The organism is Mycolicibacterium llatzerense, assembly GCF_025331195.1.
Lineage (GTDB): Bacteria > Actinomycetota > Actinomycetes > Mycobacteriales > Mycobacteriaceae > Mycobacterium > Mycobacterium llatzerense.
Genome location: NZ_LXOV01000013.1, coordinates 138,530 through 151,257, shown reverse-complemented (window position 1 = coordinate 151,257; position 12,728 = coordinate 138,530). Strand labels below are relative to the sequence as shown.

Annotated in this window: 14 protein-coding genes; 11 read left to right on the top strand and 3 right to left on the bottom strand. The window is 68.0% G+C overall.

All coding sequences use genetic code 11. From position 1 onward, the window contains the following. Positions 1-82: 82 nt before the first annotated feature. From A7G45_RS20635 to A7G45_RS20610, 6 genes are all read left to right on the top strand, one after another. On the top strand, positions 83-1,495 hold the full coding sequence (locus tag A7G45_RS20635) for a WS/DGAT/MGAT family O-acyltransferase (RefSeq protein ID WP_260939988.1): 1,413 nt from the start codon (positions 83-85) through the stop codon (positions 1,493-1,495). Between the two features lie 19 nt (positions 1,496-1,514). Next, positions 1,515-2,369: a polyphosphate kinase 2 gene (gene ppk2, locus A7G45_RS20630; protein ID WP_260939987.1), complete on the top strand. Its 855-nt coding sequence runs from the start codon at positions 1,515-1,517 to the stop codon at positions 2,367-2,369. A gap of 6 nt (positions 2,370-2,375) precedes the next feature. Continuing rightward, complete coding sequence (locus tag A7G45_RS20625) at positions 2,376-2,903, top strand: DUF6912 family protein (RefSeq protein ID WP_260940107.1); 528 nt, start codon at positions 2,376-2,378, stop codon at positions 2,901-2,903. A gap of 111 nt (positions 2,904-3,014) precedes the next feature. Further along, positions 3,015-4,157 (top strand): ferredoxin reductase, encoded by a 1,143-nt coding sequence (locus A7G45_RS20620; protein ID WP_133761557.1) that lies wholly within the window; start codon positions 3,015-3,017, stop codon positions 4,155-4,157. Between the two features lie 95 nt (positions 4,158-4,252). After that, complete coding sequence (locus A7G45_RS20615) at positions 4,253-5,512, top strand: fatty acid desaturase family protein (RefSeq protein WP_043392420.1); 1,260 nt, start codon at positions 4,253-4,255, stop codon at positions 5,510-5,512. Positions 5,513-5,520: 8 nt separating this feature from the next. Then, positions 5,521-5,979 (top strand): hypothetical protein, encoded by a 459-nt coding sequence (locus A7G45_RS20610; protein WP_260939986.1) that lies wholly within the window; start codon positions 5,521-5,523, stop codon positions 5,977-5,979. A gap of 1 nt (position 5,980) precedes the next feature. On the opposite strand, the gene rsgA is transcribed toward A7G45_RS20610, so the two are convergent. Continuing rightward, positions 5,981-6,958, bottom strand: coding sequence for a ribosome small subunit-dependent GTPase A (rsgA, locus tag A7G45_RS20605; protein WP_260939985.1), 978 nt, complete (start codon positions 6,956-6,958; stop codon positions 5,981-5,983). 1 nt (position 6,959) lies between these two features. Beyond that, positions 6,960-8,234 carry a 3-phosphoshikimate 1-carboxyvinyltransferase gene (gene aroA / locus A7G45_RS20600; protein WP_260939984.1) on the bottom strand — a complete coding sequence of 425 codons (1,275 nt, stop codon included), beginning with the start codon at positions 8,232-8,234 and terminating at the stop codon, positions 6,960-6,962. 18 nt (positions 8,235-8,252) lie between these two features. Here aroA and A7G45_RS20595 point away from each other — a divergent pair, with 18 nt between their 5' ends. After that, on the top strand, positions 8,253-9,053 hold the full coding sequence (locus A7G45_RS20595) for an SOS response-associated peptidase (RefSeq protein ID WP_260939982.1): 801 nt from the start codon (positions 8,253-8,255) through the stop codon (positions 9,051-9,053). Further along, a complete protein-coding gene (locus tag A7G45_RS20590) occupies positions 9,050-10,519 on the top strand; it encodes a DUF7059 domain-containing protein (protein ID WP_260939981.1) in 1,470 nt (489 codons plus the stop codon). The genes A7G45_RS20595 and A7G45_RS20590 overlap by 4 nt, the downstream gene beginning before the upstream one ends. 15 nt (positions 10,520-10,534) lie before the next feature. Here A7G45_RS20590 and A7G45_RS20585 read toward each other — a convergent pair whose 3' ends face one another. Then, on the bottom strand, positions 10,535-11,293 hold the full coding sequence (locus tag A7G45_RS20585; RefSeq protein ID WP_260939980.1) for a class I SAM-dependent methyltransferase: 759 nt from the start codon (positions 11,291-11,293) through the stop codon (positions 10,535-10,537). Positions 11,294-11,359: 66 nt separating this feature from the next. On the opposite strand from A7G45_RS20585, the gene A7G45_RS20580 reads away from it, so the two are divergent. From A7G45_RS20580 to A7G45_RS20570, 3 genes are read left to right on the top strand one after another with little or no spacing between them, the layout of a single operon-like run. Further along, on the top strand, positions 11,360-11,593 hold the full coding sequence (locus tag A7G45_RS20580) for a hypothetical protein (protein ID WP_260939979.1): 234 nt from the start codon (positions 11,360-11,362) through the stop codon (positions 11,591-11,593). Next, positions 11,590-12,474, top strand: a complete 885-nt coding sequence (locus tag A7G45_RS20575; protein WP_260939978.1) for an oxygenase MpaB family protein — start codon at positions 11,590-11,592, stop codon at positions 12,472-12,474. Before A7G45_RS20580 ends, A7G45_RS20575 begins: the two co-directional genes overlap by 4 nt. Continuing rightward, a complete protein-coding gene (locus tag A7G45_RS20570; RefSeq protein ID WP_043392435.1) occupies positions 12,474-12,719 on the top strand; it encodes a hypothetical protein in 246 nt (81 codons plus the stop codon). Before A7G45_RS20575 ends, A7G45_RS20570 begins: the two co-directional genes overlap by 1 nt. Positions 12,720-12,728: the final 9 nt, after the last annotated feature.

Below are 12,728 nucleotides of genomic sequence, written 5' to 3'. Positions count from 1 at the left end.
TCGCCAGTCCGGTGCTGCGCGGGACAGGCCCCGGGGATACCGTGACGGAGTCCTGCCGGAGGTGTGAGGAGGAGCGGGCTGCATGGTGACCCGGTTGTCGGCGTCAGACGCGTCGTTCTACGGGCTAGAAGACTCATCGACACCCATGTATGTCGGGACGCTGTCCATCCTGCGGCGGCCGCGGGCCGGCCTGAGCTACGAGACCCTGCTGGCGAACGTCGAGGCCAGACTCCCGCAGATCCCGCGCTACCGGCAGAAGGTCCGCGAGGTCACGCTCGGACTGGCCCGGCCGGTCTGGGTCGACGACCGAGACTTCGACATCACCTACCACATCCGGCGTTCGGCGCTGCCGTCTCCGGGCAGCGATGCCCAGCTCCACGACCTGGTGGCCCGGCTGGGGTCGCGGCCGCTGGACAAGACCCGGCCGCTATGGGAGATGTGCCTGGTCGAGGGGCTCTCCGACAACCGCCTCGCGATCTACACCAAGACCCACCAGGCCCTCGTCAACGGCATGACGGCGCTGGAGGTCGGGCACGTCATCGCCGACCGGACCCAGAAGCCGCCCGAGTTCGGCGAGGACATCTGGATCCCGGGACGCGAGCCCAGCGACGTCTCGCTCCTGCTGGGCGCCATTGGTGAGTGGATCACCCGGCCGACAGCCCAGTTGGCCGCGGTGCAGTCCGCAGCGGCGGACATGATCTCCAGCACCGAACAGTTCGTCGAGGCCGGCCGGCGGGTCATCGACATGGCCCGCACGATGGTGCGGGGCACCGCCCCGAGCAGCCCGTTGAACGCCACCGTCTCCCGCAACCGGCGGTTCACCGTCGCCAAGCACGAGCTGGAGGAGTATCGCCAGCTGCGGACCCGCTTCGACTGCGACGTCAACGACGTGGTGCTGTCGGTGGTGACCGGCGCGCTGCGCAACTGGTTGATGTCCCGCGGTCAATCGGTATCGACGGGTCTGACGGTGCGGGCCATGGCGCCGATGTCGGTGTACCCCGAGACCGACCACCTGGAGTCCGCAGGCCCGGGCCAGGCGATCAGCGAGGTGACGCCCTTCCTGGTGGACCTGCCGGTGGGGGAGAACAACGCGCTGGTCCGGCTGTCCCAGATCGCGCACGCCACCGAGACCCAGGCCACCACGACCACCCCGGTCGACGCGCGCACCATCGTCACGCTGTCGGGTTTCGCGCCGCCGACACTGCACGCCATGGGCACCCGCGTCGCGACGAGCTTCCCGGCGCGCCAGTTCAACCTGTTGATCACCAACGTGCCGGGCGCACAGAAGCAGATGTACGTCGCGGGCACCAAGCTGCTGGACACCTACGCGGTGCCGCCGCTGCTGAACAATCAGGTGCTGGCGCTCGGCATCACGTCCTACAACGGCAGCCTCTACTACGGCATCAACGCCGACCGCGAGGCCATGAGCGACGTCGACGTGTTCCCCAGTCTGCTGCGCGAAGCACTCGACGAGCTGCGGGAAACCGCGCGCTGATTCCACGAAGGGGGTAGGGGTGGCCAAGGAAGGCAAGGACCGGAAGCGCGCCAAGAAGGCCCGCAAGATCCCGAATGACGTCTACGAAGCCGAGATTTTCCGGCTGCAGACCGAGTTGGTGAAGCTGCAGGAGTGGGTGCGCGCCACCGGCGCGCGCGTCGTGATCGTCTTCGAAGGCCGCGACGCCGCGGGCAAGGGCGGCACGATCAAGCGCGCCACCGAATACCTCAGTCCCCGCATCGCACGGGTCGCGGCGCTGCCGGCGCCCAGTGACCGGGAACGCGGCGAGTGGTATTACCAGCGCTACATCGCGCACCTACCGGCCAAAGGCGAGATCGTGCTGTTCGACCGGTCCTGGTACAACCGGGCCGGCGTGGAAAAGGTCATGGGGTTCTGCACCCCGCAGGAACACGCGCTGTTCCTGCGGCAGACCCCGATCTTCGAGCAGATGCTGATCGACGACGGGATCATGCTGCGCAAGTACTGGTTCTCGGTGTCGGACGGGGAGCAGCTCAAGCGGTTCCGGTCGCGCATGAACGACCCGGTGCGGCAGTGGAAGCTGTCGCCGATGGACCTGGAGTCGGTGTACCGCTGGGAGGACTACTCGCGGGCGAAGGACGAGATGATGGTCCATTGCGACACCCCGCAGAGTCCGTGGTTCGTCGTCGAATCGGATATCAAGAAGCACGCGCGGCTGAACATGATCGCGCATCTGCTGTCCACGATCCCGTACACCGCGGTCGACCACGCGAAGGTGGAGCTGCCCGAGCGGCCGGTGGTGACGGGCACGTACGTCCGGCCGTCGCGTGAGCTCACCACCTATGTGCCAGATCACGTGGCCGAGCTGATGGGCGATCCCGAGAGATCCCTTTAGAGTGCCCTGGTGCGCGTCTACATTCCGGCGACCCTGGCCATGCTCTCGCAACTCGTGGCCGACGGGGCGATGCCGGCCCGCAGCGGCACCGCGTTCGCGGTGACGCCGACCCTGCGTGAGGCGTACTCGCACGGAGACGAGGACGAGCTCGGCGAGATCGCGCTGCAGGAAGCGGCGCTGGCATCGCTACGGCTGCTCGCCGGCGAGGGCGTGGGCGAGGCCGGTGGGGAAGACGAGGAAGGCGGGTTGCCGCCGCGGCGCGCGGTGCTGGTGGCCGAGGCCGACGGGGCCACCGTGCGCCCCGATCTGGACGACGCGGTGGTACGGCTGGCCGGGCCGATCGCGCTGGCCGACGTGATCGCGGTGTACGTCGACAACTCGACGGCCGAGCCGGCGGTGCTTGCTGCGGTGGCCGCTGTCGACGCTGCCGACCTTGGTGACGAGGACGCCGAGCTCACTGTCGGAGATGCTCAGGATCATGATCTGGCGTGGTACGCCGCTCAAGAGTTACCGTTCTTGTTGGAGCTGCTGTAGCCCTCGGATGTGGCCGGCAGGGGTAGCTACTTGCGCGTAGGTTACGGTACCGTAGGTTAGGACGAGCTGGTCGGGACGCGACCAGTGGTGACCACCTGAGCGGGAGTGAACGTGGCCAAGAACGACATCAAGATCTCGGCCAACGTCGTCAATACGGTGCGGCCCACGGTGGCGGGCGCCAAGGAACGGCCGGGCTGGCACGCACTGCGCACCATCGTCGCGCGCATCACCACACCGCTGCTGCCGGACGACTATCTCAAGCTGGTCAATCCGCTGTGGTCGGCGCGCGAGCTGCGCGGCAAGGTCGTCGACGTCCGGCAGGAAACCGAGGATTCGGCGACCCTGGTGATCAAGCCGGGCTGGGGCTTCTCGTTCGACTACCACCCGGGCCAGTACATCGGCATCGGCCTGCTCATGGACGGCCGGTGGCGCTGGCGTTCGTACTCGCTGACCTCGAGCCCGGTGGAGTCGCACAGCGACCACACCATCACCATCACGGTGAAGGCCATGCCCGAGGGGTTCCTGTCGACCCACCTGGTCGGTGGCGTGGCGCCCGGGACCATCGTGCGGCTGGCGGCGCCGCAGGGCGAGTTCGTCATGCCGGACCCCGCGCCCGGCAAGGTGCTGTTCCTGACCGCCGGCTCGGGCATCACCCCGGTGATGTCGATGCTGCGCACCCTGGCGCGCCGGGACCAGATCACCGACATCGTCCACCTGCACTCGGCCCCGACCGAGGCCGACGTCATCTTCGCCGACGAATTGGCGCAGCTGGCCAAGGATCACCCGAGCTACCAGCTGCGGGTGCGGGCCACGCGTACCGAGGGGCGCCTGGACCTGACCAAGCTGGACGACGAGGTTGCCGATTGGCGGACGCGGGAAGCGTGGGCGTGTGGTCCGGAGGCCATGCTCCACGACGCCGAGCGTGAGTTCGAAGCGGCGGGGCTCGGGGTGCGGCTGCACCTGGAGCGTTTCGCGGCGTCGCGCGCTGCGGTCGACGGCACCGGCGGTTCGGTGACGTTCGAGCGCAGCGGCAAGACCGTCGTCGCCGATGCGGCGACGTCGCTGATGGAGGCCGGTGAACAGGCCGGCGTTCGGATGCCCTTTGGCTGCCGGATGGGCATCTGCCAGTCGTGTGTGGTGAGTTTGCTGGACGGTCACGCGCGCGATCTGCGCACGGGTGAGGAACGAGAGCCCGGAAGTCGAGTCCAGACCTGCATTTCGGCTGCGGCCGGCGACTGTGTGTTGGATATTTAACCCAGCAGCAGAATTGGGAAATCTAGAGTTAGCTGGCTAGAAACCTACTGTGCCGTAGGTTACGCTAGCGTAGGTATTTGGGAAGGAGGTCGACAATGGCAGTGACTGATGTACCGGAATTCGTGCACCTGACCGAAGCTGATATCGAGGCTTTGGGCAATGAGCTCGACGCGATCCGCCAAGATATCGAGGAATCCCGCGGCGTCCGCGACGCGCGATACATCCGCCGCACCATCGCGGCACAGCGTGCTCTCGAGGTAGCCGGGCGCCTGCTGTTGTTGCGCAGCTCGAAGCGGTCGTTCTGGTGGGCCGGGGCGAGCACGCTGGGCGTGGCCAAGATCGTCGAGAACATGGAGATCGGCCACAACGTCATGCACGGCCAGTGGGACTGGATGAACGATCCCGAGATTCACTCCTCGACGTGGGAGTGGGACATGAGCGGCGCGTCCAAGCACTGGCGGTTCACCCATAACTTCATGCACCACAAGTACACAAACATCTTGGGCATGGACGACGATGTGGGCTACGGCGTCATCCGGGTCACCCGCGATGCGAAGTGGCGGCCGTTCAATCTCTACGGCAACCTGCTCTTCAACACGCTGCTGGCGATCGGTTTCGAGTGGGGCGTCGGCCTGCAGCACCTGGAGCTCGGCAAGATCTTCAAGGGCCGCGACGACCGCAAGGCCACGATGGTTCGGGTGCGGGAATTCGGCGTCAAGGCTGCGCAGCAGCTGACCAAGGACTACGTCGCGTACCCCGCGATCACGTCACTGTCGCCGGGTGCCACGTTCAAGTCGACGCTCAGGGCCAACGCGGTGGCCAACGTCATCCGCAACGTGTGGTCGAACGCGGTGATCTTCTGCGGTCATTTCCCGGACGGCGCAGAGAAATTCACCAAGACCGACATGGTGGGTGAATCGCGCGGCCAGTGGTACCTGCGCCAGATGCTGGGCAGTGCCAACTTCAACTCCGGTCCGGTGCTGCGCTTCATGAGCGGCAACCTGAGCCACCAGATCGAGCATCACCTGTTTCCGGATCTGCCGAGCAATCGGTACGCCGAGATCTCGATCCGGGTGCGGGCGCTGTGCGAGAAGTACGACCTGCCCTACACCACCGGGCCGTTCCTGGTGCAGTACGCCAAGACCTGGCGCACCATCGCCAAGCTGTCGTTGCCGGACAAGTTCCTGCAGGACACCTCGGACGATGCGCCGGAGACCCGCAGCGAGCGGATGTTCGTCGAGCTCGACGAGAGCTTCGGCGCCGTCGACCCGGCGACCGGCAACAAGCGCGGTCTGAAGACGGCCATCCGCACCGTGCGCAGCCGTCGTGCGGCCAAGCGCATGGCTGCGGCCTAGCAACGCGAGTGAAAACCCCCAAAACCACCCGGTTTTGGGGGTTTTCGCGTTTCCTCGTGGTGGTGCTCGGGGCGGTGCTCGCCGTCGGCTGCTCGCCAGGACAAGCGCGGCCCGACACGGCATCCGCGCAACTCGGCCATGAGTTCGTCCTCGGCGGTGGGCAGGAAGCGGTGCTCGACGGCGCCGGACTGCGGCTGAAATTCGATCGGGTGCTTGATGATTCGCGCTGCCCCAAGCGGGTGTCGTGTGTGTGGACGGGCGCGGCCCGCATCGCGATGATCGTCACGCCCGACGGTCAGCCGCCGACCACGCTGGAGTTCAACACGAACCCGGCACCGGGCCAGACTCACCTGACCGAGACGGTCGGCGGGTACACCGTCGAATTGCGTTCGCTGGACCCGTATCCCGAGATCCCGGGGACCATACCGCTGCCGGATTACCGAGCGAAGATGCTGGTGGTCCGCTGAGCTAGTACGTCGGTTCGTTGAGTACGGCGAGCAGGCTCCGGGCGGCGACGACGCGGTCGACGGCCGGGCCGGTGAGCGCGTCCAGTGCGCATTCCGGATCGGCGGGCGGGCCCATGTGCCCGCAGCCGCGCGGGCAGTCCTCGATGGCCTCGGCGAGGTCGGAGAACGCCAGCAGCACGTCGTCGGGCTTGATGTGCGCGAGGCCGAAGGACCGGATGCCCGGGGTGTCGACTACCCAGCCGTCATCGAGCGGCAGCGCCACCGACTGCGTCGAGGTGTGCTTGCCCTTGCCGACGCCCGACACCTCACCGATGGCCCGATCTGCGTGTGGCACAAGGCGGTTCACCAATGTGGACTTGCCGACGCCGGAATGTCCGAGCAGCACCGTGACGTGGCCTTCGAGCATCGGTGCCACCACATCGAGGGGGTCGTCGCGCCCGGCGGTGATGATCGTCAGGTCCAGGCCGGCGAACTCGGCGGCGAACGGTTCGGCCGGCGCCAGATCGTTCTTGGTCAGGCACAGGATCGGCCGCAGCCCGCCGGTGTAGGCGGCGATCAGGGCGCGCTGCACGAGCCCGGCGCGCGGCGGCGGATCGGCCAGGGCGACCACCATCAACAACTGGTCGGCGTTGGCGACCACCACGCGTTCGGTCGGGTCGGTGTCATCGGCGGTGCGGCGCAACACGGTTCGGCGTTCGTCGCGGCGGACGATGCGGGCCAGGGTGTCGGGCTTGCCCGACAGGTCGCCGACGATGCCCACCGAGTCGCCGACGACGATCGGCGTGCGGCCCAGTTCGCGGGCGCGCATCGCGGTGACGATGTGGTCGGGATTGCCGTCGAGCGCACAGCCCCAGCGGCCGCGGTCGACGGTGACGACCATGGCCGCTTCGGCGTCGGCGTGCGTCGGCCGGTTCTTGGTGCGGGGACGCGAACCTTTGCCCGAGCGCACCCGGACATCTGATTCGTCGTACTCCCGCAAGCTATTTCCCGGCCAGCAGGTCTGCCCACATACCCGGGAAGTCGGGCAGCGTCTTGGCTGTGGTGCCGATGTCCTCCACCTGCACACCGGGTACGCGCAGCCCGATGATCGCGCCGGCGGTGGCCATGCGGTGGTCGGCGTAGGACCGCCAAAGGCCTTCGTGCAGTGGCACGGCCGTGATCACCAGACCGTCGTCGGTCTCGCGGCACTGGCCGCCCAGTCCGTTGATCTCGTTGGTCAGCGCGGCCAGCCGGTCGGTCTCGTGCCCGCGCAGATGCGCGATGCCCGAGAGCGTCGACACCGAACCCGGGCTGGCGAGCGCGGCCAGCGCGGCCATCGACGGCGCCAGCTCGCCAACGGCCTTCAGGTTGGCCTCGAAGCCCGGGTAGCTCCGCGCACCCCGGACCTCCAGATGCGAATCGACAACCTGGACAACGGTATTCAGCTTGCCGAGGAGCTCCAGGATGTCGCCGGACGGCTGCACGCTCTGGGTCGGCCAGTGGGCCAGCCGCACCGTGCCACCCGTCACTGCGGCGGCGGCCAGGAATGGCACCGAGTTCGACAGATCGGGCTCGATGGCCCAGGTCCGCGCCGCGATCGGGCCGGCCGACACATGCCAGCGGTTCGGCTCGCTGTCGTCGACCTCGACACCCGCGTCGCGCAGCATCGTGATGGTCATTTCGATGTGCGGCTGCGACGGCACCGTCTCACCGGTGTGGATGACCGTCAGTCCCGAGCGGAAAGTGGCTCCCGACAACAAGAGTCCGGACACGAACTGCGACGACGACGATGCGTCGATCCGCACCTCGCCGCCGGCCACCGATCCGGTGCCGGACACCGTGAACGGCATGCCGTCGCCGTCGATGTCGACGCCGAGACCGCGCATCGCGTCCAGTAGCGGGGTGATGGGGCGGGTCTTGGCCTGCTCGTCGCCGTCAAAGACAACGTGTCCCGTGCCCTGCGCCGCCACCGGCGGGACGAACCGCAGCACGGTGCCGGCCAGCCCGCAGTCGATGCGCACGTCCCCGGCGGGGGCGATGGCACCGCCGACGGTCAGCTCGGTGCCGTCTCCGGTGATCGTCACGCCCAGCGCCTGCAGCGCCCCGATCATCAGGTTGGTGTCGCGGCTGCGCAGTGCGCCGCTGATGGTCGAGGTGCCCTGCGGGGTGGCCAGGGCCGCCAGGATCAGCGCCCGGTTGGTCTGCGACTTCGATCCCGGCACGGTGACAGTGGCCTGCACCGGACCGGTCACCGACGGTGCGGGCCAGGTTTCCATGCCCCTATCCTGCCTGGTATGTGCGGGCGATTTGCAGTCACCACCGACCCGGCGCTGCTGGCGGCGAAAATCCAGGCTTTGGACGAGAGCGTCGCCAAGGTGTCCGAACCGGCGAAAGACGGCGGTGAGCAGGGCAGCACCCTGCCTTCGGCCAACTACAACGTGGCGCCCACCACGACCATCAGCAGCGTCGTGCGGCGGCATTCCGAGCCCGACGATGAGCCCACCCGGCGGGTCCGGTCGATGCGCTGGGGCCTGATCCCGCCGTGGGTCAAGACCACGGCCGATGGTTCGCCCGACACCAAGGGGCCGCTGTTGATCAACGCGCGCGCCGAGACGCTGACCACGTCGCCGGCGTTCCGCGGTTCGGCGAAATCGAAGCGCTGCCTCATCCCGATGGATGGCTGGTACGAATGGCGGCCCAACCCCGCGGCCGAGGGCAAGAAAGCCACGAAGACGCCGTTCTACATGCACGCTGCCGACGACGAGCTGCTGTTCATGGGCGGACTGTGGACGACGTGGCGGCCGGCCGGGGCATCCCGGGAGGACGCGCCACTGGTCAGCTGCACCATCATCACGACGGAGTCGGTCGGGCCGCTGGCCGGCATCCACGACCGCATGCCGCTGACCATCAGCGCCGGCGATTGGGACCGCTGGCTCGATCCCGACGCGCCCATCGACGAAGGGCTGCTGCGCGGGCATGGCGACCTGGACCGCATCGTCACCCGGGAGGTGTCCAAGCTGGTCAACAGCATTCGCAACAATGGCCCGGAACTGATCGAGCCCGCCGACTCCGAACCCGAAGGAACGCTGTTTTGACCGCCCTGGATCCCTTGCTCGTGGAAGCTCTCGGCGCTGACCTGCGCTCTGCCGGGTACACCACCGACGGGGTGGCCGAACTGCTCGGTGACGACGCCAATGCGGCCCTCGGCCGGGGTGCGTGGTGGCCGGCGCTGCGTGCCACCGCGGACGGCGGCCGGCTGGCCACGCTGATCCGGCTGTTCCTGCTCGGCTCCGACGAACCGGCCGAGCAGGTGCAGGCTGCGTTCCCCTCGACCAGCCTGGCCGAGCTGGCGGCAGCCGGCGTGCTGGAGGTGACGGACACGGTCCGGGCTGCCCTCGACATTCGTCCGCACTCAGACGGGGAACGCGACTTCTACGTCGTCTCCGACCAGGACGCCGCCCTCCGTGGGGGACCCGTGGAGCACGAGCATGTCCTCGGCATCGGGGGCGCGTCGATGTCGTTGGCGCGGGCCGTGATTCGGACTCCGGTGCAGCGGGCACTCGATCTGGGCACCGGCTGCGGCATCCAGGCGCTGCATCTGAACGGTCACTGCGCCGACATCGTGGGCACCGACACCAACCCGCGCGCGTTGGTGCTGGCGCAGGCCACTGCCGGGCTCAACGGGATGTCCTGGGATCTGCGGCCCGGCAGTCTCTTCGATCCCGTGGCGGGGGAGCGCTTCGACCTCATCGTGTCCAACCCGCCCTTCGTGGTGGGCGCGGGCGCCCAGGACTACATCTACCGCGATTCGGGCGTCGCCGGCGATGGGTTGTGCCGCACCATCATCGAGAACGTCGGCAGTTACCTGACTCCCGGCGGCACCGCCCAGATCATGGCCAATTGGATTGTCCGGGAAGATGACTGGCGGACCCGGGTGCAGGACTGGCTGGCCGGCACCGGGCTGCACGCCTGGGTGGTGCAGCGGGAACTGGCCGACCCGGTCAGCTATGTGTCGTTGTGGCTGGCCGACGCCGGCGAGTCTGCGGAACAGATCGCGCAGCGCGGGGCGGCCTGGCTGGACTGGTTCGACGCCGAAGGCATCACCGGAATCGGCATGGGTCTGATCTCACTGCGCGTGCCGCGCCCCGGCGAAGAGCCCGAGCAGATCCTCGAGGAGATCACCGACGAACCCATCACGGGCGCCGAGGTGGAAGCGTTCTTCGCCCGCCGGGCCTACCTGCGCGACACCTCGGACGACGAGCTGCTCGCTGCCCGCCTCTCCACCGCGCCGGTGCTGCTGGAGCAGCATTCGCTGCCCGGACCGGACGGCTGGCAGGAGATCGGTTGTGCGGTCCGTCGTCCCGGCGGTGCGGGTGCGGTGCTCGGTGTGGACGAAGTGCTGACGGCCCTGCTGGCCGGGTGCCGGGGCGAGGTGCCGTTGGGCACGCTCATCGGGCTGCTGGCCACCCATCACGGTGTTGACGCCGACGCTCTTGCCGAGGCGGCGATGCCGGAAATCCGTGAAGCGATCGGCCGCGGAATCCTCTACCAGGCCAACTGAGTTCAGCGGCAGCCCTCAACGGCGATGCGCCGTGATCACCGCGTACGGCGCGTCGAAAGCGACCGTCCCATCGGGTGCTTCGTGGGCCGTGAACGCCGCGGCGAACGCGTCGACGAGCCGGGCGCGGGTGGCGTCGTCGAGGTGGCTGAAGATGTTGACATGAACCGGGGACTCGTCGGTGACGAACCGCAGCCCGTCGGCCAATGATCCGAATCGCCAAATGAGTGTTCGGTTTTCGATGTCCACATCGGCGAAGTCGGTATCCAACCGGGCGTGGACCAGCTCGGGCACGCCCCACTGATCGGGCGAGTGCGGGCCGGGTTCCGGCTGGCCCAGCACCCCGACGATCGGGGTGAAGAATGGATTGTCCACGGCCTTGACCCAGGTCGAAAATCCCAGCACGCCACCGGGTTTGAGCAGCCGGGCCAGCTCGGCGACCATAGTGGACGGTTCGACGAAGATGGTGCCCATGTTCGACACCGCGGCGTCGAAGGCCGCGTCGGGCAGTCCCGTCGCGGACGCGTCGGCGGCCACCCATTCGACCGCATCGCCGCCGGGCTTGGCAGCGGCGAAGGCCAGCAACTCCGGCGTGATGTCGACACCGGTGACGTGTGCGCCCAGGCCGGCGGCGTGCAGCGCGGCACTGCCGGTCCCGCAGGCCAGATCGACCAGCGCGGTGCCGGGCCCGGCGGACACCGCGGCGACGACCTCGATGGCGATGGGCGCGATGAATTCGGCGACGGCCTCGTACCGTCCGACTGACCAGGTCGACATGCGGCCACTGTAGGCCTCCCGAAGCGGCTTTCCGGCTGTTGCCATGCGGGTTACGGTGAAATCAACATGACCGACAACGACGAGCCCGCCCGCGGCATTTTCAGTTTCGAGATGACGATCGCCGAGTGGCTGGGCACCGCCGCCATGCTGGCGGCGCCGTATCTGGTGCTCGGCGTCCTATGGGCGGTTACCCACACCGGCTCGTTCGAGGCGGCGCACGGCGTGGACCGCGTGCTGGTCTTCGTGCGAACCGTGGTGTTCTGGCCGATGCTGCTGCTGACGAGCATGTGCCTGCCATGACCGGCGAAACCCCGGCATTGGCCCTCGCGGACTGCCGCATCCAGATTCGGCGCCGCACCGCACGGTGGGACGAGTACCCGGTGACGATTGCCGATGCCGCCGATTTCTGGGGTGCGGCGGCCAGCGCAGCCAACGTCATCATGCAGTTGTCGTGGCCGGGTGTCGGGTACGGCGTGGTGGAGAGCAAGGTCGATTCGGGGAACCTGCTCAAGCATCCGTGGAAGCGGGCCCGCACCACATTTCAGTACCTGGCGGTGGCCATCCTCGGTACTGACGAGGACCGTGCGGCCATGCGCAAGGCCGTCGACTCGGCGCACCGCCAGGTGCAGTCCGGCCCGGACAGCCCGGTGCGCTACAACGCTTTTGACCGCGATCTGCAGATGTGGGTCGCCGCATGCCTGTTCGTCGGCATGGAGGACGTCTATCAACTGTTGCGCGGCGAGCTGACACCTGAGCTGGCCGAACAATTCTACCGGTCCGCCGCGCCGCTGGGCACCACGCTGCAGGTCACCGCCGACCAGTGGCCCGCCGGCCGCGCCGAGTTCGACGATTACTGGACCGCGGCCTGCGCCAAGGTGGCCATCGATGACACCGTCCGTGGGTACCTCACCGAACTGGTGCGGTTGCGGATGATCAATCCCGTTCTGGCCCTGCCGTTTCGGCCCCTGTTGGCGTTCCTGACCGCAGGTTTCCTGGCGCCGGTCTTCCGGGACGCGATGGGCATGTCGTGGGGCGCCGGCCGTCAGTATCTGTTCGAAACGCTGTTCCGGCTGGTCGCTTTCGTCAACCGGTTCCTGCCGCTGTTCATCCGGCAGGCCGGCAGCTACGTGCTGTTGGCCTACGTGCGCAGGCAGATTCGCCGCGATGGGGAGTTGATCTGATGCGCCGGTTGCTGAGCCGCCGGGTCAGCGTCGGCGCGATGGCCGAATTCCTGCTGTGGTTGGCGCTGCCGTACCTGCTGGTGGGGATGGCGTGGACGTTTATGCACCCGCATGCGGTGGAACAGGTGCAGAAGCAGTGGGACCGGGCGTTTCCCGCTGTCGCGCCGCTGGCCGCACTCGTGGAGGTGACGGTGGCGTGGCCACCGATGGTCACGGGTGTGGAGATCTGCCCGGCGGCTGATTAGCGCCGGGCA